This window comes from Actinomadura sp. NBRC 104425, assembly GCF_030269545.1.
Lineage (GTDB): Bacteria > Actinomycetota > Actinomycetes > Streptosporangiales > Streptosporangiaceae > Spirillospora > Spirillospora keratinilytica.
Genome location: NZ_BSTN01000028.1, coordinates 42,031 through 66,230 on the forward strand (window position 1 = coordinate 42,031; position 24,200 = coordinate 66,230).

Consider the following 24,200-nt stretch of genomic DNA (forward strand, 5'->3'; position numbering starts at 1 on the left):
CGAGGCACACCGAACCACTGGCACCACCGCGCCGCCGAGATCGGCGCGTTACGCGAACCCGGCAGGCTGGGCGGGCGCCACAGGGCCGCGACCAGTCCTAATCTGATCTCAAGACAGAGAGGAGGGCACTACCGTGCCTAATGTCTTCGGGACGCCCCACAAGGGCGCAGAACCCCGTCACGAGCAGGTCGTCTTCTGCCAGGACGAGGCCAGCGGCCTGCGCGCGATCATCGCGATCTACTCCACCGCGCTCGGCCCTGCGCTGGGCGGCACCCGCTTCTACCCGTACCGGTCCGAGGACGAGGCGCTGGCCGACGTGCTGAACCTGTCCCGGGGCATGGCGTACAAGAACGCCCTGGCCGGGCTGGACCACGGCGGCGGCAAGGCCGTGATCATCGGCGACCCGGCCGTCGACAAGACCGAGGCGCTGCTGCGCGCCTACGGCCGGTTCGTGCAGTCGCTGAACGGCCGCTACTACACCGCCTGCGACGTGGGCACCTACAGCGAGGACATGGACGTGATCGCCCGCGAGTCGCGTTTTGTGACCGGACGGACCACGGCCAACGGCGGCGCCGGCGACTCGTCCGTGCTGACCGCCTACGGGGTGTTCCAGGGCATGCGCGCCGCCGCCGAGACGGTGTGGGGCTCCCCCACGCTGCGCGGCCGGCGGGTGGGCGTCGAGGGCGTCGGCAAGGTGGGGCACCGGCTGGTGGAGCACCTGCGCGAGGACGGCGCCGAGGTGGTGATCTGCGACGTCAGCGAGGCGGCGGTGGAGCGGGTCCGGGCCCGGCACCCCGAGGTGGAGGTCGTCGCCGACAGCCACGCCCTGATCCGCACCGACCTGGACGTGTACGCGCCCTGCGCGCTGGGCGGGTCGCTCGACGACGACACCGTGCCCGTGCTCACCGCCAAGATCGTCTGCGGGGCGGCCAACAACCAGCTGGCGCACCCGGGGATCGAGAAGCGGCTGGCCGACCGCGGCGTGCTGTACGCCCCCGACTACGTGGTCAACTCCGGCGGTGTGATCCAGGTCGCCGACGAGATCGGCGGCTTCGACTTCGACCGCGCCAAGTCCCGCGCCTCGGGCATCTACGAGACCACCAAGCGGATCTTCGCGCTGGCCGCGGACGAGGGCGTGCCCCCGGCCGCCGCGGCCGACCGGCTCGCCGAGCGCCGCATGTCCGAGATCGGCCGACTGCGCGCAATCCTGCTCTGACCCTGCGTCCCGACGGACTCCGGCCGACCTGCCCGGTCCCACCCGGGCAGGTCGCGCTTTGAAGTCGCCTTTGGATTTCGCTGACGACTCCGCGGCGCCGCGCCGCGCCGCGCGACCGGAGGCTCCCGGCAACGCGAACCGGCAGGTTGCGGTTCGTTGGTGGCGTGTCGGCTTGGATCGGTGAACTCGCAACCACCGGATACACTGGAGTTCGCCGTTAGGGGCGTGCGCCACGTACCGACGATGTACCGAGCCGGGCGCAAAACGGGTACGGTTGTACCCGTGACTGACGCATGGCTCATCAGGCACCGGTTCGTGTGTAGGACGCGCGCGTTGATGGGCCCACATAAGCCCTGACCATCGAGGGGGTCGAGCCAATGGGTCGCGGCCGAGCCAAGGCCAAGCAGGTGAAGGTTGCCCGGCAGCTCAAGTACCGGACCGGCAACACGGACCTCGACCGCCTGAAGAGCGAGCTGGGAGTGTCCGACTCCCCCGGCGACGACTCCTACGACTACGACGATCTCGCCGAGAAGTACGCCGACTACGCAGACGACTACGGCACCGAGGACCGCAAGGACGGCACCTCCGCCCGTTGATCTTTGACACTGCGCCACCGCCCGCGGCACCACCGGGCGGTGGCGCTGTTTTTTACCCGCGCCTCCCGCCGTCCCGGCCCTAGCCCTCCAGGGCCTGCCGGACGCCGGGCTCGGGGCGGCCCATGACGGCCGGGTCGGGGCGGATCGCCAGCGTGGCCACGGCCTTGAGCATCGCCAGCGGTTCACGCGCGTAACCGAACGCCGTCGGCCCCGGGCGGGCGGCCATGCTGCCGTCGCCGACGCCCCACGCGTCCAGGCCGGCGGCCCGGCACAGCGCCACGGCACGCGGCAGGTGGAAGTTCTGCGTGACCACTGTCACACGCTCCACCCCGAAGATCCGCTTGGCGCGGACGCAGGACGCCCACGTATCGAGCCCGGCGAAGTCGCGGACGATCCTGCGTTCGGGCACGCCGAGGGCCACCAGGTGGTCGCGCATCACGGTCGGCTCGTCGTAGCCGCGGGTCCGGTTGTCGCCCGACACCAGCAGCACCCGCACCTTGCCGCGCCGGTACAGGTCGGCGGCCAGTTCCAGGCGCCGGGCCAGCAGCGCCGTCGGCCGTCCGTCCCGGATGCCCGCCCCCAGCACCAGCGCGACCGGCGTCTGCGGCACGTCGCCGGGCCCGGTGCGGCGGTCGCCGGTCGCCGCGTACGCCCAGGCCGGCGGCGCCAGCACCGCGTAGGCCGCCAGCCCGGCCAGCACCGCCAGCGGCGCACGCCAGCGGAACACCAGGCTCTTGATCACGGCGGGTGCGACGGCACCCCGCCAGCGCTCGAAGACCCGCAACGGGTGGGCGTCAGGACAGGTGGACGGCGCCGGTGCCGGGGACGATCTCGCCGAGCACCCAGGCGGGCACGCCGCGTCCGGCCAGCAGCTCCAGCGCGGCGTCGGCCCGGTCGGGCGCCACGATCGCGACCATGCCGACGCCCAGGTTGAAGGTCTTGTCCATCTCGGCGTCGGGGACCCGGCCGTGCGCCCGCAGCACCTCGAAGATCGGCGGGACCGTCCAGGACGAGCGGCTCAGCACCGCGTCGGCCGTGCCGGGCAGCGACCGCGCCAGGTTGCCCGCCAGGCCGCCGCCGGTGATGTGGGCGAACGCCCGTACGCCGCCCGCCCTGGCCAGCGCCAGGCAGTCCTGGGCGTAGATGCGGGTGGGGGTGAGCAGCTCCTCGCCGAGCGGCCGGTCCAGCTCGGCGGGCGTCGCGTCCAGCGACAGCCCGGTGGTGGCGAGGATGTGCCGGACGAGCGAGTACCCGTTGGCGTGGATGCCGGACGACGCCAGGCCCAGCACCGCGTCCCCCGGCCGGACCCGGTCCGGGCCGAGCAGCTCGTCGGCCTCCACCACGCCGGTGGCGGCGCCCGCCAGGTCGAACTCGTCCGGCTCCAGCAGGCCGGGATGCTCGGCGGTCTCCCCGCCGACCAGGGCGCACCCGGCCAGCGCGCAGGCGTCGGCGATGCCGCCGACGATGTCGGCGATCCGCTCCGGGACGACCTTGCCGCAGGCGACGTAGTCGGTCATGAACAGCGGCTCGGCCCCGCACACCGCCAGGTCGTCGACCACCATGCCGACCAGGTCGTGCCCGACGGTGTCGTAGACGCCCAGGCGGCGGGCCAGATCGACCTTGGTGCCGACGCCGTCGGTGGACGTGGCCAGCAGGGGCCTGCGGTAGCGGGCCAGCGCCGAGGCGTCGAACAGCCCGGCGAACCCGCTGGCGTCGTCCACGACCTCCGGCCGCCGTGACCGCGCCACGCGCGCCTTCATCAGCTCGACGGCCCGCTCGCCGGCCGCGATGTCGACCCCGGCCGCCTCGTAGGAGGTGCTCATCTTTCCCTTCGATCGTCGCGCTGCGGACAGGTCACGAGCGGGACGGCTCCAGCAGGTGCTTGCCCCGGGCGTCCTCGTCCACCGGAATGGGGTAGACCCCGTCGAAGCAGGCGCGGCACAGCCGGTCCTTCGGCACCCGGGACGCGGCGATCAGCGCGTCCAGCGAGATGTAGCCGAGGCTGTCGGCGCCGATGGAGTCGCGGATCTCCTCCACCGACAGGTTCCCGGCGATCAGCTCGGCGCGGGTGGCGAAGTCGATGCCGTAGAAGCACGGCCAGGCCACCGGCGGGCTGGAGATCCGCACATGCACCTCGGCGGCGCCCGCGTCCCGCAGCATCGCCACGATCGCCCGCTGGGTGTTGCCGCGCACGATCGAGTCGTCCACCACCACCAAGCGCTTGCCCGCGATGGCCTCGCGCAGCGGGTTCAGCTTGAGCCGGATGCCGAGCTGGCGGATGGTCTGGGACGGCTGGATGAACGTCCGGCCGACGTAGGAGTTCTTCACCAGCCCCTGGCCGTAGGGGATGCCGGACGCCTCGGCGTACCCGATCGCCGCGGGGGTGCCCGACTCGGGCGTCGGGATGACCAGGTCGGCCTCCGCGGGGTGCTCGCGGGCCAGCCGGCGGCCCACCTCGACCCGGGTGGCCTGCACGCTGCGCCCGGCGATCGCGGTGTCGGGCCGCGCCAGGTAGACGTACTCGAACAGGCAGCCCTTGGGCCGCGGCTCGGCGAACCGCTCCGACCGCACCCCCTGCCCGTCGATCGCGACCAGCTCGCCGGGTTCGATCTCGCGGACGAACGCGGCGCCGACGATGTCCAGGGCGGCGGTCTCGGACGCCACCACCCAGCCGCCGAGGTCCTCCAGGCGGCCGAGCACCAGCGGCCGGATGCCCTCGGGGTCGCGCGCGGCGTACAGCGTCTGCTCGTCCATGAAGACCAGCGAGTAGGCACCCCGGGCGTCCGGCAGGATCTTCCGGGCCGCGGCGAGCGGGTCGCCGCCGTCGGCCAGCGTGCCGTGCGCGGCCAGCAGCGCCGTCAGCACCTCGGTGTCGGTGGTGGCGGTCAGCACGCCGGGCTCCAGCCGCGCGGCCAGCTCCGGGGTGTTGATCAGGTTGCCGTTGTGCGTCAGCGCCAGCCCCCCGGCCTCGGTGGACCGGAACGTCGGCTGGGCGTTCTCCCACGTCGGCGAGCCCGTGGTGGAGTACCGGCAGTGCCCGACGGCGATGTGGCCGCGCAGCGTGTTGAGCACCGACTCGTCGAAGACCTGCGACACCAGGCCCATGTCCTTGAACACCACGATCCGCGACCCGTCGCTGACCGCGATGCCGGCGGACTCCTGCCCGCGGTGCTGCAACGCGTACAGCCCGTAGTAGGCGAGCTTGCTCACCTCCGCACGGGCCGCCGAGTCCGGGCGCACCCAGACCCCGAACACTCCGCAGGCGTCCTGGGGGGAGCGGTCGAGGGGATCGATGTCGTGGCTCAGACGTCCATCACCATGAGGCACCCAGACAGTCTAGATGCCCCGCTCCCCTGCTCCATCAGCCTGACTGCCCAACTGTGTCCAAAATGGCCGTTTCGCGGGTCATCCGGGCAGCTTGCCGACGATTTCCGGGTTGAGCAGGTCCCGCACCTTGGCGTACGGCGCGGTGCGCGTCTCGCCCGGGCAGGCACTGCCCTCCTCGTCCGTGTGCACCTCGATGTGGTCAGCAGCCAGGAAGACGGTGATCAACGGGGGAAACCGCTCCGCCCACGCGGCCTCTTCTGGGCCCAAGTCCATTCGCTTGGGGAAGAAGTCAGAGCGGTCGGGGTACTCGTCTGCCATGCACCCATCCGGCCCCCAGTACGGCTCGCTCTTGAGAGGCTCGCGCTTAACGGTCATCCTGCTCAGGAGGGTACGGATGCCCGGTCCGGTGAGCGTCTCCGGCTTGAGGATGTCCTCGGCGGTGTAGGCGCGGCCCGTCTTCAGGTCGACGGTGACGGCCCATCCGGGAACCTTCCCGTTCGCGGGCCAGCAGACCGTGCTGGAGTTGGAGTACATCACCGAGACCAGCGACGGCCCGTTGACGCCGATGCGGGCGGTCATGGACGCCACGGACTTCTTCGTGCACGCGGCGCGCTCTTCGGTGCTGTTCGGCTGGACGCGCAGGATCGTCCAGTCGAGCGGGGCGCGCAGCGCCTGGTCCGCGCGTTGCCGGACGGCCGGGTCCACGGGGCCGCTGAGCCGCGCGTACTGCGCGCGCACCTCGACCTTCCGGTCGCTGAGCGTCTGCCGCTGTTCGGCGATCACGGCCGCGACGGGGCGCGCCGGAGCGCTGGCCGTGGCCGGAGGCCGGTCGGCCACCGTCCCGCTGTCCTTCTTGAGGGTGACGACCGCGGCTCCGCCGCCCACCACCAGCGCGACTCCGGCCACGCCCGCCGCGATCGCGACACCGGCGCCGCCCTTCGCCCCCGCGGCCCCGGCTGCGGTCGCCATGCCGCCGCCCGTCGCTGACCCGCCCGCGCCTCCGCTCGCGGCCGTCCCGCCAGCGGATCCCGAAGCGTGGCTGGCCGTCGCGTGGACCCCGGCACCGGAAGTACCGCCCGCAGGCTGCGCGCTCCCAGCAACCGAATAGCCCCCCGCGCTCCCACCGCCAGACGCAGCCGCCCCACCTGCACTCCCGCTGCCGGACGCGGTCGCCCCGCTTACAGCCCCACCGCCAGTACCGCCGCTGGACGCAGCACCACCGGACGTGACCACGCCGCCGCTACCTGAGGCCGCCCCGCCCCCTGCGGCACCACCAGCTGCACCCCCGCCGCCCGCGGCACCACCACCGGAGGCAACCCCGCTGGAAGCGGCCGCCCCATGCGCAGCACCACCGGCGCCGCCGGAAGCAGCCGCCCCACTCGCAGCGCTACCAGACGCGACCCCGCCCCCTGCGGCACCTCCAACCGCACCGCCACTGCCTGCGGCACCACCGGCCACGCCGCCACCTGCAGCGGCCCCACCGCCGGTGGACGGCAGTAGCGCTGCGGCCAGCGGGAACAAGGACGCCAGGGCGGCGGCCGCACCCGCCAGGGCACGAACGGCACGGGTCTCCCAATCCGGCCCGTACGCGGCGGTCGCGACGACCTCCAGCTCCTGGACGAACCCGGCGGCATCACCGGGCCGTTCCTCGGCGGACTTGGCCATGCCGCGGGCGACCAGATCGCGGACGTGCTCGGGCGCCTCCTCCACCGGAGGGGGCGCGTTCAGGTGCGCCTCTCGCAACGCCGCCCTCGTATCCCCGCGGAACGGGCGCCGTCCGGTCAGGCACTCGAAGAACACGCAGGTGGCGGCGTAGACGTCGGTGGCCGGGACGGCCGGTTCGCCGCGCCACTGCTCGGGCGCCATGTAGCGGGGCGTGCCGGACGCGTCGCCCTCGCCCACCAGAACCGCGATGCCGAAGTCGATCAGCTTGCTCAGCCCGTCGGCGCGCACCACCACGTTGGCGGGCTTGTAGTCGCGGTGCACCACGCCGACGCGGTGCGCGGCGGCCAGCCCGAGCAGCGAGCCCTTCATCACCAGCAGGGCGGCCTCCGGCTCCAGCGCGCCGTGGCGTTCGAGGACCTTCTTGAGGGAGACCCCGTCGATCGCCTCCATCACGATCGCCGCGCCGTGCTCGCTCTCCACCAGCCGGTACAGCCGCGCGACGTGGGGGTCGTCCACCCGGCCGAGCAGGATGGCCTCGTGCCGCAGCAGCTTTTTCTGCCTCGCGTCCGCCCGCACGTACTTGATCGCGACGGGCGTGCCCGTCTCCTCGTGCCGGGCCAGCACGACCCGGCCCTGCCCTCCGGCGCCCAGCTCGCGCAGTTCCTCGAACCCGGCGATCCGCCATGCCCCTGCCAACGCTCCTCCTGTCCGTTCGGCCCTGGAAGCTCATTGAGCGACAAGTGAGATACCCGTTCGGCGACATTTGTTCGACACAGCGTCACAACCGCGTCGTGTGAGGCTCGCGTGACGAGGCCGGCGGTGATGTCGATCACGTGCGGCGGGTCTGCCGGTCGGAGGGGACTCCTTAAGCGACCTTTACCCCCTCCGGCGGCGTGGGGAGGGGTGGGCGCGGAAATCTGGTGGTCGACACCGGGGGAGGAAGCGCAGATGACGATGCCGGGCTACCAGACGTTCTCGCCGCCGGCCGCGCCGTCCGAGCGCGGGGGCATGGCCGTCGCGTCGCTGGTGCTCGGCATCGCCGGGCTGCCCGCGCTGGCGCTGTGCGGGCTCGGGTTGCCGATGGCGCTGGCCGGGATGGTGCTCGGGATCCTGGCGGCGGCACGCGGCCCGCGGCGGGCGACGGCCGTGGCGGGCGTGGTGTGCTCGACGCTGACGCTGGCGATCGGCGGGGTGGCGGTCTTCTTCCTGCTGACCAAGGCCGCCGAGTGCGCCGACAAGGGTCGTTACCCCGACGACGCGGCTCGGCGGCAGTGCGTCGAGCGCGAGTTCCCGTTCGCCGAGCAGCGGTCGTGAGGGCTCATCCGGGGAGCGGGAGCAGGCCGGACAGGTCGGCGCGGGGGCCGCTGGCCCGGACGCGGCCGGAGTCGACGGCGGCCGCCCAGGTCACCTCGCCGGTGGCCAGGGCGATCAAGGTGGACGCGTCCATCTCGACCACATTCGGCGGGGTTCCCCGGGTATGGTGCGGCCCGGCGATGCACTGCACGGCGGCGTAGGGCGGGACCCGGACCTCGACGGAGCGTCCGGGGGCGAGCGCGGCGATCCGGTCGAGCAGTTCCCGCACGGCGCCGCGCAGGACCGGGCGGGCCGGTTCGGTGCCCGCGGCGTATGCGGCCAGCGCGGTGTCGAGCGCGGCGCGGCGCAGGTCGGCGGGGTCGTCGCCGCCGGTATGGGGAGGCAGACCGAGCGCGGTGCGCTGTGCGTTGAGGACGTCCCGGGTGAGTTGTTGTCGCGCCATCGGGACCGACGCTACCGGGTTACAGGCCGGAGTCGCGATGCGGACTTGGGCCCGCGGACGCCCGCAACCCGGTAAAAATGTGACGGTTTGTCGGTACGAAGCGGTTCAGACCACGGCACGACGGGCGGTACGGAACACGACACGGCGGATGCGGGGGCGCGGTCCGGGGCGGTGTCCCGGCCGGTGGAAGGAGCAGGAGACGGGGGGCATGCCGGGGGGAGGCCCGGCGCGACGACACGGAGGTTCGCAAGATGGCCGAGGCGCTGCCCCTGCAGCCCGGTGATCCGCGACGAATCGGCGGCCACGACATCCTCGGTCGGCTGGGCGTGGGCGAGCAGGGCACGGTGTTCCTCGGCCGGGACGCGGTCGGGCGCTCGGTCGCGGTGAAGCTGCTGCACCTGCGGTTGAGCGGGGAGCCGGCGGCCCGGGCGCGGTTCACCGGCGCGCTGGCGCCGGCGCGCCGGGTGACGGGCCCGTGCGTCGCGGAGATCCTGGACGCAGATGTCGAGGGCGACCGCCCGTTCGTGGTCGGCGAGTTCGTCAACGGCCCGTCGCTGCAGCAGCTGGTCGACGAGGAGGGGCCGCGCGCCGGGGCGGTGATGGAGCGGCTGGCCGCGGGCACCATCCTCGCGGTCGCGGCGGCGCACCGGGCGGGGGCGGCGCACCACGACCTCAAGCCGCGCAACGTGCTGCTGGGCCGGGACGGTCCCATGGTGACGGACCTGGGCGTGGTGCGCGCGCTGGAGGCGGTGTGCGCAACGCCGACCGGGCGGGTCAGCGACGATCCGGCCTACAAGGCGCCCGAGCAGCTCAGCGGGATCGGCATCGGGCCGGCCGCGGACGTGTTCGCCTGGGCCGCCACGCTGCTGTTCGCGGCCTCGGGCGCGCCGCCGTTCGGGGAGGGCTCGCCGTCGGAGGTCATGCAGCGGATCGTCTACGACGACCCGGACCTGTCGGCGCTGCCCGGGGTGCTGCGGGACGTGGTGTCCGACGCGCTGGCCAAGGACCCGGGAAGCCGTCCCGAGGCCGTGGAGATCCTGGACCGGCTGCTGGGCGAGAGCGGGACGCTGACGTCGCGGACGCCGCCGCCGCTGGTGTCCGAGGCGCAGCGCCTGCTGAGCGCGCCGGCGCCGTCCGTGGTCACCACGCCGGAAGTGCTGCCGCTGCAGCTGCCGCCTCCCACGCAGGCCCCCGCCGCCGTGCAGCCCCCGCCGCCCGCCGCCGCGCAGACGCCGGCGCCCGCCGCGCAGCCGCCGTCCGCGGCGCCCGAGGCCGCCGATCTCAGGGGGCTCGGCAGTGCCGCCGCCGTGCACGCGCCGGCGCGGGACGACGCCGGCGGGGACGCGACGCAGGCGCTGCCGCCGCAGGCCGCCCTGCCGGCGACGTCGTCCGTCGAGGACACCGCGACGGACATGACCGCGCCCACGCCCCACCTGATCCCCGGCATGGACCCGCCAGGCGGCGGCCGGCCCGGCGCGGAGCACAACGCCACGGCGATCCTGCAGTTGGAGCCCGAGCCGGAGCGTCCGGCACCGGCCTTGCGCCTGCCCAGGCTGCCGGGCGGGCTCTCGCTGCCGCGTCCCGGCAACCATGTGCTGGGCGTGGCGGCGTCGCTGGTCATCGGCGTGCTGGTGGGCATCGCGATCATCGCGCTGGTGCTGTGGCCGCAGTTCCGCGGCGACACGGCGGAGGATGCGCAGCAGACCGATCCGGCGGCGCAGGTCGGCGATGACAGCCCGGTCACCGCAATCCCGCCGGCGTTCGCGGGCTCCTGGCGGGGAACGGCGATCAACGCGGCGCGCGGGGCGCAGTTCCCGATCGAGGTGGAGTTCGAGTCCGGGGCGACGTCCGCCCGCGCCTTCTACCCGAAGGAGCGCTGCTCGGGGACGCTGACGCTGACGCAGGGCACCAACCGGACGCTGCGCATGACGCTGACCATCGCCAAGCCGTGCACCAGCGGGAACGTGCAGATCACCCGGCAGCAGGACGGCACGCTGCAGTACGTGTGGACGAGCCCGAGCGGCAAGGCGACTTATCACGCCCGGCTCTCCCGCGGCTGAAGGGCGGGAGTATCGCCGCGCGCACGAGCTGACGGCTTTCTGCCCTATTTCCGGTTTTTACGGTGAATTACCGGGCGTTTTCCAATAAAGTACCGCCTTGTTGACGCGCCCTGGATCTTGGCCACGGGGGCCGCGGGCGCGTCGCAGGCAAAGGAGACCCGGTGCGCCCTGTCCCCCCACGAAGAATTGTCGTCACCGGTGCGGTCACGGCCGGTCTGGTCGTCGTCGCCGCGCCGATCTCCCGCGCCGCCGTGCCCGACCCCGTCCGGGTCCAGGTCACGGCCGCGCAGGGCACCCCCGTTCCGGGCAAGTACATCGTCACGCTCAAGGCCGGCACCTCGGCGGCGACCACCGCCGGGCAGGTGAAGGCCGGATCGGTCCAGCGGTTCGAAGGCGCGTTCAACGGCTTCGCCGCCAAGCTCAGCGCCGCGCAGCTGGACAAGCTGCGCCGCAACCGCAACGTCGTCGCGATCGAGCAGGACCAGATCTACCGGGCCACCACCACGCAGAAGTCGCCCGCGTGGGGCCTGGACCGCATCGACCAGCGCACGCTGCCGCTGTCGAAGTCGTACTACTACAAGAACACCGGCAGCGGCGTGAACGCCTACGTCATCGACACCGGCATCGCGTGGTCGCACCCGCAGTTCGAGGGCCGCGCCAAGTCGGTGTGGAAGGCCCCGTCCTTCACCGACGGCTGGGACTGCAACGGGCACGGCACGCACGTGGCGGGCACGATCGGGTCCAAGACCTACGGGGTGGCCAAGAAGGTCAACCTGCGGTCGCTGCGCGTGTTGGACTGCGAGGGCTACGGCACGGTGTCGGACATCATCGCCGCCGTCGACTGGTTGCGCAAGAACGCCGTCAAGCCCGCGGTCGCCAACCTGTCGCTCGGCGGCGGAAAGTCCACCGCGCTCAACACGGCCGTGACGAATCTCTCCAAGTCGGGCGTCTTCGTGGCCGTCGCCGCGGGCAACGAGAACCAGAACGCCTGCAACACCTCCCCGGCCAGCGCCGGATGGGTGCAGGCGGTCGGCGCGACCACCATCTACGACAACCGCGCCACCTTCTCCAACTACGGCGGCTGCGTGGACATCTTCGCGCCCGGCTACGGCATCACGTCCACCTGGCCCGGCGGCAAGACGGCGACGCTGAGCGGCACGTCCATGGCGTCCCCGCACGTCGCCGGGGTGGCGGCGCTGTACCTGCAGTCGCACCGCAGCGCCACGTTCCCGACCGTGCAGAAGTGGCTGAACGACAACGCCACCAAGAACCGCCTCAAGCGCATGCCGAAGGGCACGCCGAACCGGCTGCTCTACAAGGGCACCGCTTGACCGTCGCCGTACCGCGGCTTGGGACCCCTGTCCGCCCCCGGGCAGGGGTCCCGCTGTGCGCGCCGCCGACGCGCTACGCTGCGGGGCGGCGGTCCGTCTTGTCTCGCAGTCCCGGCCATCCAAGGTTTGCCTTAGGTCTAATCTTGGCCAAGACCCGACCGGTTCCTTACAGTAGCCTTCGCCCACTGGGGGTGGGCATGATCGCAAACCGATCTGCAGGCCGGCCGAGCCAGCCGAATCCCGCGGCCGTACTACGGCACGGGAACCGGAGACCCAAGCGCCGGGCGGCCGGCCAGGTCACGTCGGCACCGGGGTGAATTCGCGGCCCCCCGCGATAGGGCGGACTCCCGGCCCGAACCCGTCAGCTAACCCGGTAGGCGTCACAGGAGAGGAGACGACGTGGAGAGCCCGAGCTCCACCCGCCCACGTCATGCCGTGCGGATGCGGCGCCCCGCCTTGGCTCTCACCGCCGCCGCGGCGGCCGTCTTGGTGACGTCGGCGGGCACGGCGCCCGCCCATGCGGACCCGGGTGACACCGGCCGGCTGACCAAGCTGAACAAGCAGATCGCCCAGCTCGACAAGGAGTACGGCGGCGACCTGGCCAAGCTGAAGGACGCCCAGTACGGCATCCAGAAGGCCCGGCAGAAGCAGCGCCTGCTCCAGCAGGACCTCGACAGCGCGCGCGTCCTGGTGGCGCAGATGGCTGCCACCCAGTACATGACGGGCACCACCGACCCGGCCGTGGCGGTGCTGGCCAGCGACGACCCCGACAACGTGCTCAACAACGCCAGCCTGGCCAGCCATGTGGCGTCCAACCAGGCGGCCAAGGTGCGCCAGATCCAGCAGCTGGTGACCGAGCAGCAGAAGGCGCGCGAGGAGTACGACAAGAAGGTCCAGGAGCTGGAGAAGGACATCGCCGAACTGCGCACGCAAAAGCGCAAGGTCCAGGCGCTGATCAAGAAGTTCAAGCCCGAGTCGCCCAGCTCCGGGATGGGCGGGGTCACCCCCCGCATGCTGAAGGTCAAGAACACCATCGACATCGAGTTCGGGCCGTTCCCGATCATCGGCTGCGTGCGGACGACCGGCGACCCGCAGGACCACGCCACCGGACGCGCCTGCGACTTCATGGTCAGCACCGGCGGCACGATGCCGTCGGCGAGCGGCAAGGCCCTCGGCGACCGCACGGCCCAGTACGCCATCTCCAACGCCAACCGTCTGGGCATCAAGTACGTGATCTGGCGGCAGCGCATCTACGACATGCGCAGCCCCGGCTGGCGCACCATGGAGGACCGCGGCGGCATCACCGCCAACCACTACGACCACGTGCACATCTCGGTGTTCTGAAGACGCCCGCACAGGCTGCCGGGCCCGGAAACGGCGAAGGCCGCCGTCCGCTTCGCAAGCGGGCCGGCGGCCTTCTCACGTGGTGCGGGTCAGTCGTTGGCGTAGCTGGGGACGATGTGCTCGTGCGTCTCGCGCAGTTCGGCGAGCGGGATGGAGAACAGCTCCTGCGGCTGCCCGTCGGCGCCGCGCGCGGAGATGTGCAGCGCATCGCCGCCCGTCACACCGAGCTGGGTGACCGGGACCCCGGCGGCCTCGCACAGCGCCGCCAGGCGGCCCTCGGAGCCCGGACGGACCGCCACCACGGCGCGGGCCACCGACTCGCTGAACAGCGACACGAACGGGTCGCCGGGCAGCGTGATCTGGGCGCCCAGCCCGCCGCGCAGGCACGACTCCACCAGCGCCTGGGACAGGCCGCCGTCGGACAGGTCGTGCGCCGCCGCCAGCAGGCCCTCGCGGGCCGCCGCGACCAGCACCGAGGCCAGCGCGACCTCGGCGGGCAGGTCCACCTTCGGCGGCAGGCCGCCCAGGTGCCCGTAGACGACATGCGCCCACTCCGAGCCGCCGAACTCCTCGCGGGTCTGGCCCAGCAGCGCCAGCGTGGCGCCCTCGCTGCTGAACGCGATGCCGACGCGGCGCCGCACGTCGTCGTGCACGCCCAGCACGCCCACCACCGGCGTCGGGTTGATCGGCGTGGTGCCGGTCTGGTTGTAGAAGCTGACGTTGCCGCCGGTGACCGGGGTGCCCAGGTAGCGGCAGGCGTCCGCCAGCCCCTCGACGGCGCGGGCGAACTGCCACATCACGCCCGGGTCCTCGGGGGAGCCGAAGTTCAGGCAGTTGGTGACCGCGAGCGGGCGGGCGCCGGTGGCCGCGACGTTGCGGTACGCCTCCGACAGGGCCAGCTGCGCGCCCGAGTACGGGTCGAGGCGGGTGTAGCGGCCGTTGCCGTCCAGCGACAGCGCGATGCCCAGGCCCGACTCGTCGTCCACCCGCAGCACGCCCGCGTCCTCGGGCATGGCCAGGACGGTGTTGCCCAGCACGTACCGGTCGTACTGCGAGGTCACCCAGGTCTTGCTCGCCAGGTTCGGCGACCCGGCCAGCCACAGCACGGTGCGGCGCAGCTCGTCGGCGGTGGTCGGGCGGGTCAGCCGGCCCGGGGTGTCGGACTGCAGCGCGGCCAGGTCCGCCGGCGGCTCGTACGGCCGGTGGTAGACCGGGCCCTCGTCGGCGGCGGTGCCTGGCGGAATGTCGACGATCTTCTCGCCGCGCCAGGTCATCACCAGCCGGCCGGTATCGGTGACCGCGCCGATTACGGTGGCGGGGATCTCCCACTTGGCGCAGATCTCCAGGAACCGGTCGACCTTGGCGGGCTCGACCACCGCCATCATGCGCTCCTGCGACTCGCTCATGAGGATCTCCTCGGGGCGCAGGGTCGCATCGCGCAGCGGGACGGAGTCGAGCTCGATGTGCATGCCGCCGGTGCCCGCGGCCGCCAGCTCGGTGGTGGCGCACGACACCCCGGCCGCGCCGAGGTCCTGGATGCCGACCACCAGGTCCTCGCGGAACAGCTCCTGGCAGCACTCGATCAGCAGCTTCTCCATGAACGGGTCGCCGACCTGCACGCTGGGCCGCTTGGCCTGCGACTCCTCGTCGAAGGTGGCCGAGGCCAGCACCGAGGCGCCGCCGATGCCGTCGGGGCCGGTGCCCGCGCCGAACAGGATCACCCGGTTGCCGGGGCCGGGCGCGACGGCCCGCTTGATGTCCTCGTGCCGCATGACGCCCACGCACAGGGCGTTGACCAGCGGGTTCTGCGCGTAGCAGGGGTCGAAGACGGTTTCGCCGCCGATGTTGGGCAGGCCGAGGGAGTTGCCGTAGCCGCCGATGCCGGCCACCACGCCGGGCAGCACCCGCTGGGTGTCGGGGGCGTCGGCGGGCCCGAACCGCAGCGAGTCCATGACCGCGACCGGGCGGGCGCCCATCGACATGATGTCGCGGACGATGCCGCCGACGCCGGTGGCCGCGCCCTGGTACGGCTCGACGTAGGACGGGTGGTTGTGCGACTCGACCTTGAACGTGACCGCCCAGCCCCGGCCGATGTCGACCACGCCCGCGTTCTCGCCCATGCCGACCAGCAGCGCGTCGGTCTCGGGCGCCTTCTCGCCGAACTGGCGCAGGTGCACCTTGGAGCTCTTGTAGGAGCAGTGCTCGCTCCACATCACCGAGTAGATCGCCAGCTCGGCGGAGGTGGGGCGGCGGCCGAGGATCTCGCGGACCCGCCGGTACTCCTCCTCCTTCATGCCCAGCTCGGCGTACGGCTGCGGCCGGTCGGGGGTAGCCGCGGCGATCTCGACGGTGTCGGTGACGGGCTCGTCCGGCGGGGTCATCTCGGTGGCCAGCTTGGGCCGCGCCGGATCGGCCGGGCCCGGCTGCGGACCGGGCTGCGGGACGGGCTGGGGGCCGGTCGGCTCGGCGGCGCCGGCCGCCGGGGCGGGCTCGGCGAACGGGCCGGGGCCGGCGGGCTCGCCGGGCACGGGGTGGTCGGGCACGGGGTGGTCGGGCGCGGGCGGCTCGGGCGACTGCTGCCGCTCGGCGGCCAGCGCCTTGGCGAACACCTCGGCCGCGTCCGGCGACATCACGACCGGCGGCGGCCCGGGCGGCTGCGGCGGCACGGCGGGCTGCGGCGGCACGGGCGGCTGCGGCGCTGCCGGGAACGCGCCGGTGACCGCGGGCTGCGGCCCGGTCGGGGGGCCTTCCTGGACGACCGGCTGCGGCCCGGTGCCGGCCCCCTCCGGCGGGACGACCGGCTGCGGGCCCGTGGGCGGCCCCTGCGGTACCGGAGGCTGCGGGGCGACGCCCGGGCCGGGCTCGGCGCCCACGGCGGGCAGCGGGCCCGCACCGGGGCCGACGGGGCCGGGCTCGGCGCCCACGGCGGGCAGCGGCCCCGTACCGGGACCGGCGGCGCCGGGTTCGGCCGCCTCGTCGCGCGGCGCGTCCTCCTCCACGATCGCCTCGAACGCCGCCGTCACCGAGTTGCTGACGGGCTGCAGCTCGGGGTCGTCGGCGTCGGACTTCAGATCGGCGAACCACTCGAAGGTCGGCTCGCCGGTGTCCTGCTGCGGGCCGGGGCCCCCGGCCGCGTCTTCGGGCCCGCCGCCCGGAACCCGTTCGTCACGCTCGGTCATGCCGCTCCCCTCCGGGGCCCGCTGGTCGTCGTTGGTCCACCGCTCGTCGCTCATGTCCTGCCCCTGCTCGCGCGCGCCGCCGCCGTCACGCGTTGACCAGCCTCTTGACGATCGAGGTGAAGAAGCCGAGCCCGTCGGTGGACGGCCCGGTCAGCGACTCCACGGCGTGCTCGGGGTGCGGCATGAGGCCCACCACGTTGCCCGCCTCGTTGCAGATCCCGGCGATGTCGCCGAGCGAGCCGTTGGGGTTGAGGTCGACGTAGCGGGCGACGACGCGGCCGGTGTCCTCCAACTCGGCGAGGGTGCGCTCGTCGGCGGTGTAGCGGCCGTCGCGGTTCTTCACCGGGATGACGACCTCCTGGCCGACCCGGTACTCGGTGGTCCAGGCGGTGTCGGCGTTGTCGATGCGCAGCCGCTGGTCGCGGCAGACGAAGTGCAGTCCCGCGTTGGGCAGCAGCGCGCCCGGCAGCAGGTGCGACTCGCACAGCACCTGGAAGCCGTTGCAGATGCCCAGGACCGGCAGCCCGCCCTTGGCGGCGTCGACGACCTCGGTCATCAGCGGCGCGAACCGGGCGATGGCGCCCGCGCGCAGGTAGTCGCCGTAGGAGAAGCCGCCGGGCAGCACGACCGCGTCCACCCCCCGCAGGTCGTGGTCGGCGTGCCAGAGCGCGACGGGTTCGGCTCCGGCCAGCCGTATGGCGCGTGCCGCGTCACGGTCGTCCAGGGATCCAGGGAAGGTGATGACCCCCACCCGGGCAGCGTCCATCTGTTCGTCTTCCTCCGCAATGAGGGCGGCCAAGATTCTCGGGGACCCGGGCGGCGTCGTCGCCGCCCGGCTCGGGGGTCCGGGGGCCGAGGGTCACCCCCCGGGTGAACACCGCGGCGCCGCCCTAGCCACTGACGCAGCCGCCGACGGGTGACGGGCGGGCCGCCCGTCCCGGCGGTTCCGCTCCGCCGGTCACCCGATGTGCACCGGTTCGGGGGTCGCCCCCCGGGTGGACTCGGCGGGCCTCCGGCGCAGCCGCCCCGAAGGGCGGCGAGCACGGGGAACCGCCTCGGCGCACGCCTCTAATCTACCCGGCACTGCGTGCGAGCTGTCGTTCGAGGCGGCGTACCAGGGCTCCGTCCTGCCAGGTCAGCCGCTTGCGCAGGTGAACGACGGTGCCCCGGTCGGGGGCGGCGTCGATGCTGAGGTCGTCCACCAGCGCGCGCATGATCCTAATACCGCGCCCAGATTCGGACAAATCGCCCAGATCCTCGCGAGTCGCGGGGCGGTGCGGGCCGCGTCCCCAGTCTTTGATCCGCAGCACGCAGCTGCCGTGGTCCACCCAGCCCGCGACCTCGAACTCGGCGCCCACGCGGGCGTGCTGGACGACGTTGGTGCACGCCTCGGAGGCGGCCACCAGCACATCGGCGACGCAGTCCTCGGCCACGCCCAGTCCGCGCAGCGCGTCCCCCACCACCCGGCGGATCACCGGGATGCTCAGCGCCTCCCGGGGCATTGCGAGCGAGAGCTTCATGTCCACCCGGTCACCTCGTGTCATCCCCAGGTCCCCCTGGTCGACCCCCGGACCCGGACCGCGCTCGTCGTACTCAATCGGACCTAAGGCTTCCCCAACGGAAACTTCCGTAATCGTTATACTGGCCGGACTTTTCATGAACTCCAGGTGGCCGGAACGGCCGAATCGCCCCATCGGCGCCGGTACATCGGCCGAGCGTGGCGGCCTCGCAGGCGTCCCTCCGGCCCCTCCGGAGCCCCCTTTCCCGCACCGCCCCCAATTGGAACGGGCCAGAATGCGGACGCGTTCACGACCGCACCTGCCCGGAGAAATTCCCGTTGACATTCCCCGCTGACCGGAGGCGGCCATAGCGGGCCCCCATTCCCCGCGCATGACACCCCGGTCGTCACACAGCGTAACCGGTCGGGGGCGGTCGCGGGGGCCGGTCAGTCCTCCTGCAGGACGCGGACCTCGTAGGTCTCGATGACGGGATTGGCCAGCAGGGTGCCGGCGATCTGCCGGACCCGCTCCACGGCGGCCTCGTCGGCGGGGCCGTCCAGCTCCACCTCGAAGCGCTTGCCCTGGCGGACGGCGGTCACGCCGTCGAAGCCGAGCTGCGGCAGCTTGCGCGCGATCGCCTGGCCCTGGGGATCGAGGATTTCCGGCTTGAGCATGACGTCGACCACGACCCGCGCCACGACTGCCCCCTCACTGATCTGGGCTTTCACTGTCGCGTTGAAGCGTACGGCACCATTACTCCCGACAAGTCACGCCCCCGAGCCAGCGCGGAGCCGCCCGAATGAACGTCGATGAGCTGTCTCCCACCGAACGCCGTGTGTGGCAGGCGTTCCCCCGCGGAGAGCTGGTCGATCTGTCCACCGGCGACCCCGGCTACGACGACCCCGGGCAGGCCGAGCGGTGGGGCGGCGACCGGGTGATCCGCGCCGACGTGCTGACGGCGCTGCTGGTGGGCGCGGTCGATCCGGAGCCGGGGCAGGTGGCGGCGGTGCGGCTGACCGGCGCGCGCATCGTCGGGTCGCTCAACCTGGGGCACGCCGAGGTGACGGTGCCGCTGGTGCTGACCCGCTGCGCGTTCGACGAGGCCCCGCACCTGTACTGGGCGAGCATGAACAGCGTCCACATGATGGGCTGCCGCCTGCCCGGGCTGGTGGCGTCCGGCGCCCGGGTGGACGGGCACCTGTGGCTGGAGGGCAGCCGGATCTCCGGCGGGCTGTGGCTGGACGGGGCGCACATCACCGGCATCCTCAACATGTCGGGCGTGCACCTGGCCAACCCCGGCGGGGACGCGCTGCTGGCCGACCGGCTCACCGTCGACGCCAACGTCTACTGCGACCAGGGGTTCGCGGCCAACGGCGAGGTGCGGCTGCCGGGCGCCCGGGTCGGCGGGCAGCTGATCTTCCGGCAGGCGCGGCTGCACAACCCGTCGGGCGCCGCGCTGTACGCCAGCCGCCTGGACGTGGCCGCCAACGTGTTCTGCGACGGCGGGTTCGCCGCGCGCGGCGAGATCAGGCTGCGCGGGGCGCGGGTGGGCGGCTACCTGTCGTTCGTCGGCGCCGATCTGGCCCATCCCGAGCGGACCGCGCTGAACGCCGACGACCTGCAGGTGGAGACCGACGTCTACTGCTCCGACGGCTTCACAGCGGTGGGCGCGGTGAGCTTCGCGGGCGCGCGGGTGTCGGGCCAGCTCAACCTGAGCGGCGCACGGCTGCGCAACGAGAACGGCACCGCGCTGAACCTGGAGCGGCTGCAGGCCGAGGAGGTGCTGCTGCGTCCGGCCGAGCAGGTCGAGGGCGTGGTCGATCTGGCGTACGCGCGCATCACCCTGCTGCGCGACGATCCGGCGACGTGGCCCGCGCGGATGCAGCTGGACGGCCTGCAGTACGAGAACCTGGACCCGCCGCTGGACGCCCGGCAGCGCCTGGAGTGGCTGCGCCGCGACACCGACGGCTACCTGCCGCAGCCCTACGAGCGGCTCGCCCAGACCTACCGGACGCTGGGCCTGGACGCCGACGGGCGCACGGTGCTGCTGGCCAAGGCCCGGGCCAGCCGCGACACGCAGGGCCTCCCCCGGAAGATCATCGGTTGGCTGCAGGACATCCTGGTCGGCTACGGCTACCGCCCGTTCCGGGCGATGAGCTGGCTGGCGGGGCTGCTGGCGTTCGGCACCATCGTGTTCTCGCTCCACCGCCCGCCGATCCTCAACGCGGACGACCGCCCGCACTTCAACGCCTTCCTCTACACCCTCGACCTGCTGCTGCCGGTCGGCGACCTGGGGCAGGAGCGGGTGTTCGCGCCCGAGGGCATCTACCAGTGGATCGCCAATCTGCTGGTCGCGGCGGGGTTCATCCTGGGCCTGACGGTGGCCGCCGGGATCACCCGCGCCCTGTCTCGAGAGTGAATTCTTTGGTCGTCCATCGCGGGTTTTGTCACTCTTCGTAGGAGTGTCGGTCACGCATAATCGCGGTGCAGACGGGGAAGCGGCCGACGGGGAGAAAACAGTCGGACGAGGGCTTGCGCCCCCGGGAGTGATGTCTGCCACGATGGCTTTGCGGCATTCGTCCCTTACCTGGGGCGACATGCCCCAGACGCCGGCCGGCGTGCGGCGACCCCGCGTTCCGGCCCCGATCGAGGAGTGACATCGATGGCGATCGACTCCGCGCGCGGCGCACCCGACGTCCGCGAGCTCGCCGAACCCGAGCTCGTCCAGCTGCTCACCCCCGAGGGGGAGCGCGTCGAGCATCCCGACTACCCCCTCGACCTGACGCCCGAGCAGGTCCGCGGCCTGTACCGCGACCTGGTGATCGTCCGGCGGATCGACCTGGAGGCGGTGGCCCTCACCCGCCAGGGCGAGCTGGGCATCTGGGCCTCGCTGCTCGGCCAGGAGGCCGCGCAGATCGGCTCCGGGCGGGCGCTCGGCGACCACGACATGGTGTTCCCCACCTACCGCGAGCACGGCGTGGCCTGGTGCCGCGACGTCGACCCGCTGAAGCTGATCGGACTGTTCCGCGGCGTGAGCAACGGCGGCTGGGACCCCGCCGAGCACAACTTCCACCTCTACACGATCGTGATCGGCAGCCAGACGCTGCACGCGACCGGCTACGCCATGGGCGTCCAGCGCGACGGGGTGCTGGGCACGCCCAACGCGGGCGCGGTCATCGCCTACTTCGGCGACGGCGCCACCTCCCAGGGCGACGTGAACGAGTCGTTCGTGTTCGCCTCGGTGTTCAACGCGCCCATCGTGTTCTTCTGCCAGAACAACCAGTGGGCCATCTCCGAGCCGCTGGAGAAGCAGTCGCGCATCCCCCTGTACCGGCGCGCGCAGGGCTACGGCTTCCCCGGCCTGCGGGTGGACGGCAACGACGTGTTCGCCTGCCTGGCCGTGACGCGCAAGGCGCTGGAGGCGGCCCGCACGGGCCAGGGCCCGACGCTGATCGAGGCCTACACCTACCGGATGGGCGCCCACACCACCACCGACGACCCCACGCGCTACCGCCTCAAGGCCGAGGAGGAGGCGTGGAAGCTCAAGGACCCGATCGAACGGGTCAAGGCGTACCTGGTGCGCGGCGACATGGCCGACGCCGCCTTCTTCGACGAGATCGACGCCGAGGCCAAGCAGGTCGCGGCGGACCTGCGCAAGGCGTGCCTGGCAATGCCCGACCCCGGGCCGATGGACATCTTCGCCGACGTCTACGCCGACGCCCACCCGCTGATGACCGAGGAGCAGGAGCAGTTCGCCGCCTACCTGGCGTCCTTCGAGGAGGTGCCGTCGTGACGACCGAGACCGGGACCGCCCCCGCCGCCGCGACGCCCCCGGCCACCGAGACGCTGACGCTGGCCAAGGCGCTGAACGAGGGCCTGCGCAAGGCCATGGAGAACGACCCCAAGGTCCTGGTGATGGGCGAGGACGTCGGCAAGCTCGGCGGCGTCTTCCGGGTCACCGACGGCCTGCAGAAGGACTTTGGCGAGGAGCGGGTGATCGACACGCCGCTGGCCGAGTCGGGCATCGTCGGCACCGCGATCGGGCTGGCGCTGCGCGGCTACCGGCCGGTCGTGGAGATCCAGTTCGACGGGTTCGTGTTCCCCGCCGCCGACCAGATCATCACCCAGCTGGCGAAGATGCGGATGCGGTCGCTGGGCACGGTGAGCCTGCCGGTGGTGGTGCGGATACCGTGCGGCGGCGGCATCGGCGCGGTGGAGCACCACAGCGAGTCGCCCGAGGTGTACTTCACGCACACCGCGGGCCTGCGGGTGGTGGCCTGCTCCAACCCGGCCGATGCGTACACGATGATCCAGCAGTCGATCGCCTCCCCCGACCCGGTGATCTTCTTCGAGCCCAAGCGGCGCTACTGGGACAAGGCCCCCGTCGACGTCGCCGCCGCCCCCGAGAGCTGGACGCCGCTGCACCGCGCCCGCGTCGTCCAGCCGGGCGAGGACGTCACGGTGCTGGCGTACGGGCCGATGGTGAAGACCTGCCTGGAGGCCGCCGCGGCGGCCGCCGAGGAGGGCCGGTCGCTGGAGGTCGTCGACCTGCGCTCGCTGAACCCGCTGGACATCGACCTTGTGGTCGCGTCGGTGGAGCGCACCGGCCGGTGCGTGGTGGTGCACGAGGCGCCGGTGTTCTCCGGATACGGCGCCGAGCTGGCCGCGCGGATCACCGAGCGGTGCTTCTACCGGCTGGAGGCGCCGGTGCTGCGGGTGGGCGGGTTCTCCACCCCGTACCCGCCGTCCCGGTTGGAGGAGCACTACCTGCCCGACCTGGACCGGGTGCTGGACGCGGTGGACCGGACGTTCGCGTGGTAGGGGCGATGAGCGAGGTCAAGCAGTTCAACCTGCCCGACGTGGGCGAGGGCCTGACCGAGGCCGAGATCGTCACGTGGCATGTGGCGCCGGGCGACCGGGTCGAGGTCAACCAGACGATCGTGGAGATCGAGACCGCCAAGGCGATCGTGGAGCTGCCCTGCCCGTTCGAGGGCGTGGTGGCGGACCTGCTGGTCGCCGAGGGCGAGACGGTGGACGTCGGCACCCCGATCATCTCGGTGGACGTCTCCGGCGGCGAGGCCGCCCCGCCGGCCTCGGCGCCGGCCTCGCCGCCGGACGCACAGGCCGCGCCCGAGGCGTCGAAGGAGGCGCCGGTGCCGGCCCCGGACGAACCGGGCATGGTGCAGCCGGAGGAGCCCAAGCGCCAGCCGGTCCTCGTCGGGTACGGGGTCAAGCCGGGGGCGACCAAGCGCCGTCCGCGCCGCAGCCCCGCGCCCGCTCCCGCCTCCCGCCCCAACGGCCGTCCACACCCTGTGGACAAGCGCGTCCTGGCCAAGCCGCCCGTGCGGAAGATGGCCAAGGACCTGGGCGTGGACCTGGCGACGATCACGGGGACGGGTCCGGCCGGGTCCATCACCCGCGACGACGTCCAGGCCGCCGCCGCGGCCGCCGTCCGGCCGCGCGTTGCGGCCGCGCCGCAGGCGCCCGCGCCCGCCCTGCGCGGCGGCGAGGAGCGGATCCCGGTGCGGGGCGTGCGGCGCAGCACGGCGGCGGCGATGGTCGGGTCGGCGTTCACCGCGCCGCACGTCACCGAGTGGCTGCAGGTGGACATGACCGCCACCATGGACGCGGTGCGGCGGCTGCGGGAGCTGCCCGAGTTCGCCGGGGTGAAGGTGTCGCCGCTGCTGCTGGTGGCCAAGGCGCTGCTGATCGCCGTGCGGCGGCATCCGATGGCCAACTCCTCCTGGGTCGGCGAGGGCGACTCGGCCGAGATCGTCGTCAAGCCGTACGTGAACCTGGGGATCGCCGCGGCCACCCCGCGCGGCCTGCTGGTGCCCAACATCAAGGACGCGCACGCCAAGTCGCTGCCGGAGCTGGCGCGGGCGCTGAACGAGCTGGTGGACACGGCCCGCGCGGGCAAGGCGTCCCCGGCCGACCTGACCGGCGGCACGATCACCATCACCAACGTCGGCGTGTTCGGCGTCGACGCGGGCACCCCGATCCTGACGCCCGGCGAGGCGGCGATCCTCGCCGTCGGCCAGGTGCGGGACATGCCGTGGGTGCACCGGGGCGAGCTGGCGGTCCGCAAGGTCGCCACGCTGGCGCTGTCGTTCGACCACCGCATCATCGACGGCGAGCTGGGCTCGAAGGTGCTGCGGGACGTCGGCGACATGCTGGAGGACCCGCTGCACATGATCGCCTGGTCCTGACGTGCCCGGCGGGGGCCG

The 24,200-nt window shown here is 72.9% G+C and carries 19 protein-coding genes and 1 riboswitch; of the genes, 10 read left to right on the forward strand and 9 right to left on the reverse strand.

Annotation, left to right across the window (positions count from 1 at the left end; all coding sequences use genetic code 11):
* The first annotated feature begins 133 nt into the window (after window positions 1-133).
* On the forward strand, window positions 134-1,216 hold the full coding sequence (locus QSK22_RS28275; RefSeq protein WP_285497464.1) for a Leu/Phe/Val dehydrogenase: 1,083 nt from the start codon (window positions 134-136) through the stop codon (window positions 1,214-1,216).
* A gap of 377 nt (window positions 1,217-1,593) precedes the next feature.
* The gene (locus tag QSK22_RS28280) at window positions 1,594-1,812 is read left to right on the forward strand and encodes a DUF3073 domain-containing protein (protein WP_285497465.1); all 219 of its coding nucleotides are present in this window, start codon (window positions 1,594-1,596) and stop codon (window positions 1,810-1,812) included.
* A gap of 79 nt (window positions 1,813-1,891) precedes the next feature.
* Here the strand turns inward: QSK22_RS28280 and QSK22_RS28285 are convergent, their stop codons facing one another.
* From QSK22_RS28285 to QSK22_RS28300, 4 genes are all read right to left on the reverse strand, one after another.
* The gene (locus QSK22_RS28285; protein ID WP_285497466.1) at window positions 1,892-2,596 is read right to left on the reverse strand and encodes a SanA/YdcF family protein; all 705 of its coding nucleotides are present in this window, start codon (window positions 2,594-2,596) and stop codon (window positions 1,892-1,894) included.
* Between the two features lie 10 nt (window positions 2,597-2,606).
* The gene (purM, locus tag QSK22_RS28290; protein WP_285497467.1) at window positions 2,607-3,635 is read right to left on the reverse strand and encodes a phosphoribosylformylglycinamidine cyclo-ligase; all 1,029 of its coding nucleotides are present in this window, start codon (window positions 3,633-3,635) and stop codon (window positions 2,607-2,609) included.
* A 31-nt stretch (window positions 3,636-3,666) separates the two neighbouring features.
* Window positions 3,667-5,139, reverse strand: a complete 1,473-nt coding sequence (gene purF / locus QSK22_RS28295; RefSeq protein WP_285497468.1) for an amidophosphoribosyltransferase — start codon at window positions 5,137-5,139, stop codon at window positions 3,667-3,669.
* 78 nt (window positions 5,140-5,217) lie between these two features.
* Entirely contained in the window at window positions 5,218-7,500 is a 2,283-nt protein-coding gene (locus QSK22_RS28300; RefSeq protein WP_285497470.1) for a serine/threonine-protein kinase, read from the reverse strand.
* 252 nt (window positions 7,501-7,752) lie between these two features.
* On the opposite strand from QSK22_RS28300, the gene QSK22_RS28305 reads away from it, so the two are divergent.
* Window positions 7,753-8,118 (forward strand): DUF4190 domain-containing protein, encoded by a 366-nt coding sequence (locus tag QSK22_RS28305; RefSeq protein ID WP_285497471.1) that lies wholly within the window; start codon window positions 7,753-7,755, stop codon window positions 8,116-8,118.
* A 4-nt stretch (window positions 8,119-8,122) separates the two neighbouring features.
* Here the strand turns inward: QSK22_RS28305 and QSK22_RS28310 are convergent, their stop codons facing one another.
* Window positions 8,123-8,560, reverse strand: coding sequence for a sterol carrier family protein (locus QSK22_RS28310; protein ID WP_285497472.1), 438 nt, complete (start codon window positions 8,558-8,560; stop codon window positions 8,123-8,125).
* A gap of 251 nt (window positions 8,561-8,811) precedes the next feature.
* Here QSK22_RS28310 and QSK22_RS28315 point away from each other — a divergent pair, with 251 nt between their 5' ends.
* The 3 genes from QSK22_RS28315 (at window position 8,812) to QSK22_RS28325 (ending at window position 13,295) form a co-directional block, all read left to right on the forward strand.
* Window positions 8,812-10,620, forward strand: coding sequence for a serine/threonine protein kinase (locus tag QSK22_RS28315; RefSeq protein WP_285497473.1), 1,809 nt, complete (start codon window positions 8,812-8,814; stop codon window positions 10,618-10,620).
* Between the two features lie 161 nt (window positions 10,621-10,781).
* Entirely contained in the window at window positions 10,782-11,951 is a 1,170-nt protein-coding gene (locus tag QSK22_RS28320) for a S8 family peptidase (RefSeq protein ID WP_285497474.1), read from the forward strand.
* 268 nt (window positions 11,952-12,219) lie between these two features.
* A riboswitch (cyclic di-AMP (ydaO/yuaA leader) is annotated at window positions 12,220-12,347 on the forward strand.
* 3 nt (window positions 12,348-12,350) lie between these two features.
* Window positions 12,351-13,295, forward strand: a complete 945-nt coding sequence (locus tag QSK22_RS28325) for a coiled-coil domain-containing protein (protein WP_285497475.1) — start codon at window positions 12,351-12,353, stop codon at window positions 13,293-13,295.
* Between the two features lie 89 nt (window positions 13,296-13,384).
* On the opposite strand, the gene purL is transcribed toward QSK22_RS28325, so the two are convergent.
* The 4 genes from purL to purS all read right to left on the reverse strand — a co-directional run bounded on the left by purL (window position 13,385) and on the right by purS (window position 18,671).
* Window positions 13,385-15,676, reverse strand: a complete 2,292-nt coding sequence (gene purL, locus QSK22_RS28330; RefSeq protein ID WP_285497500.1) for a phosphoribosylformylglycinamidine synthase subunit PurL — start codon at window positions 15,674-15,676, stop codon at window positions 13,385-13,387.
* A gap of 883 nt (window positions 15,677-16,559) precedes the next feature.
* Entirely contained in the window at window positions 16,560-17,240 is a 681-nt protein-coding gene (gene purQ, locus QSK22_RS28335) for a phosphoribosylformylglycinamidine synthase subunit PurQ (RefSeq protein ID WP_285497476.1), read from the reverse strand.
* 307 nt (window positions 17,241-17,547) lie between these two features.
* Window positions 17,548-17,994 (reverse strand): ATP-binding protein, encoded by a 447-nt coding sequence (locus QSK22_RS28340; RefSeq protein ID WP_285497501.1) that lies wholly within the window; start codon window positions 17,992-17,994, stop codon window positions 17,548-17,550.
* A gap of 425 nt (window positions 17,995-18,419) precedes the next feature.
* The gene (gene purS / locus QSK22_RS28345; protein ID WP_285497477.1) at window positions 18,420-18,671 is read right to left on the reverse strand and encodes a phosphoribosylformylglycinamidine synthase subunit PurS; all 252 of its coding nucleotides are present in this window, start codon (window positions 18,669-18,671) and stop codon (window positions 18,420-18,422) included.
* 101 nt (window positions 18,672-18,772) lie between these two features.
* Between purS and QSK22_RS28350 the strand changes: the two genes are divergently transcribed.
* From QSK22_RS28350 to QSK22_RS28365, 4 genes are all read left to right on the forward strand, one after another.
* On the forward strand, window positions 18,773-20,392 hold the full coding sequence (locus tag QSK22_RS28350; protein WP_285497478.1) for a hypothetical protein: 1,620 nt from the start codon (window positions 18,773-18,775) through the stop codon (window positions 20,390-20,392).
* 243 nt (window positions 20,393-20,635) lie between these two features.
* Window positions 20,636-21,766, forward strand: a complete 1,131-nt coding sequence (pdhA, locus tag QSK22_RS28355) for a pyruvate dehydrogenase (acetyl-transferring) E1 component subunit alpha (protein ID WP_285497479.1) — start codon at window positions 20,636-20,638, stop codon at window positions 21,764-21,766.
* A complete protein-coding gene (locus QSK22_RS28360; RefSeq protein WP_285497480.1) occupies window positions 21,763-22,794 on the forward strand; it encodes an alpha-ketoacid dehydrogenase subunit beta in 1,032 nt (343 codons plus the stop codon). The genes pdhA and QSK22_RS28360 overlap by 4 nt, the downstream gene beginning before the upstream one ends.
* Window positions 22,795-22,799: 5 nt before the next feature.
* Complete coding sequence (locus tag QSK22_RS28365; protein ID WP_285497481.1) at window positions 22,800-24,182, forward strand: dihydrolipoamide acetyltransferase family protein; 1,383 nt, start codon at window positions 22,800-22,802, stop codon at window positions 24,180-24,182.
* The last annotated feature ends 18 nt before the right edge of the window (window positions 24,183-24,200 follow it).

Excerpts from the sequence above, each read along its gene's own strand:
- QSK22_RS28280 (WP_285497465.1), top strand. The coding sequence starts at position 1,594 with ATGGGTCGCGGCCGAGCCAAGGCCAAGCAGGTGAAGGTTGCCCGGCAG.
- purM (WP_285497467.1), bottom strand. The coding sequence starts at position 3,635 with ATGAGCACCTCCTACGAGGCGGCCGGGGTCGACATCGCGGCCGGCGAG.
- QSK22_RS28305 (WP_285497471.1), top strand. The coding sequence starts at position 7,753 with ATGACGATGCCGGGCTACCAGACGTTCTCGCCGCCGGCCGCGCCGTCC.
- QSK22_RS28310 (WP_285497472.1), bottom strand. The coding sequence starts at position 8,560 with ATGGCGCGACAACAACTCACCCGGGACGTCCTCAACGCACAGCGCACC.
- QSK22_RS28315 (WP_285497473.1), top strand. The coding sequence starts at position 8,812 with ATGGCCGAGGCGCTGCCCCTGCAGCCCGGTGATCCGCGACGAATCGGC.
- purL (WP_285497500.1), bottom strand. The coding sequence starts at position 15,676 with ATGACCCCGCCGGACGAGCCCGTCACCGACACCGTCGAGATCGCCGCG.
- purQ (WP_285497476.1), bottom strand. The coding sequence starts at position 17,240 with ATGGACGCTGCCCGGGTGGGGGTCATCACCTTCCCTGGATCCCTGGAC.
- QSK22_RS28340 (WP_285497501.1), bottom strand. The coding sequence starts at position 17,994 with ATGAAGCTCTCGCTCGCAATGCCCCGGGAGGCGCTGAGCATCCCGGTG.
- QSK22_RS28350 (WP_285497478.1), top strand. The coding sequence starts at position 18,773 with ATGAACGTCGATGAGCTGTCTCCCACCGAACGCCGTGTGTGGCAGGCG.
- pdhA (WP_285497479.1), top strand. The coding sequence starts at position 20,636 with ATGGCGATCGACTCCGCGCGCGGCGCACCCGACGTCCGCGAGCTCGCC.
- QSK22_RS28365 (WP_285497481.1), top strand. The coding sequence starts at position 22,800 with ATGAGCGAGGTCAAGCAGTTCAACCTGCCCGACGTGGGCGAGGGCCTG.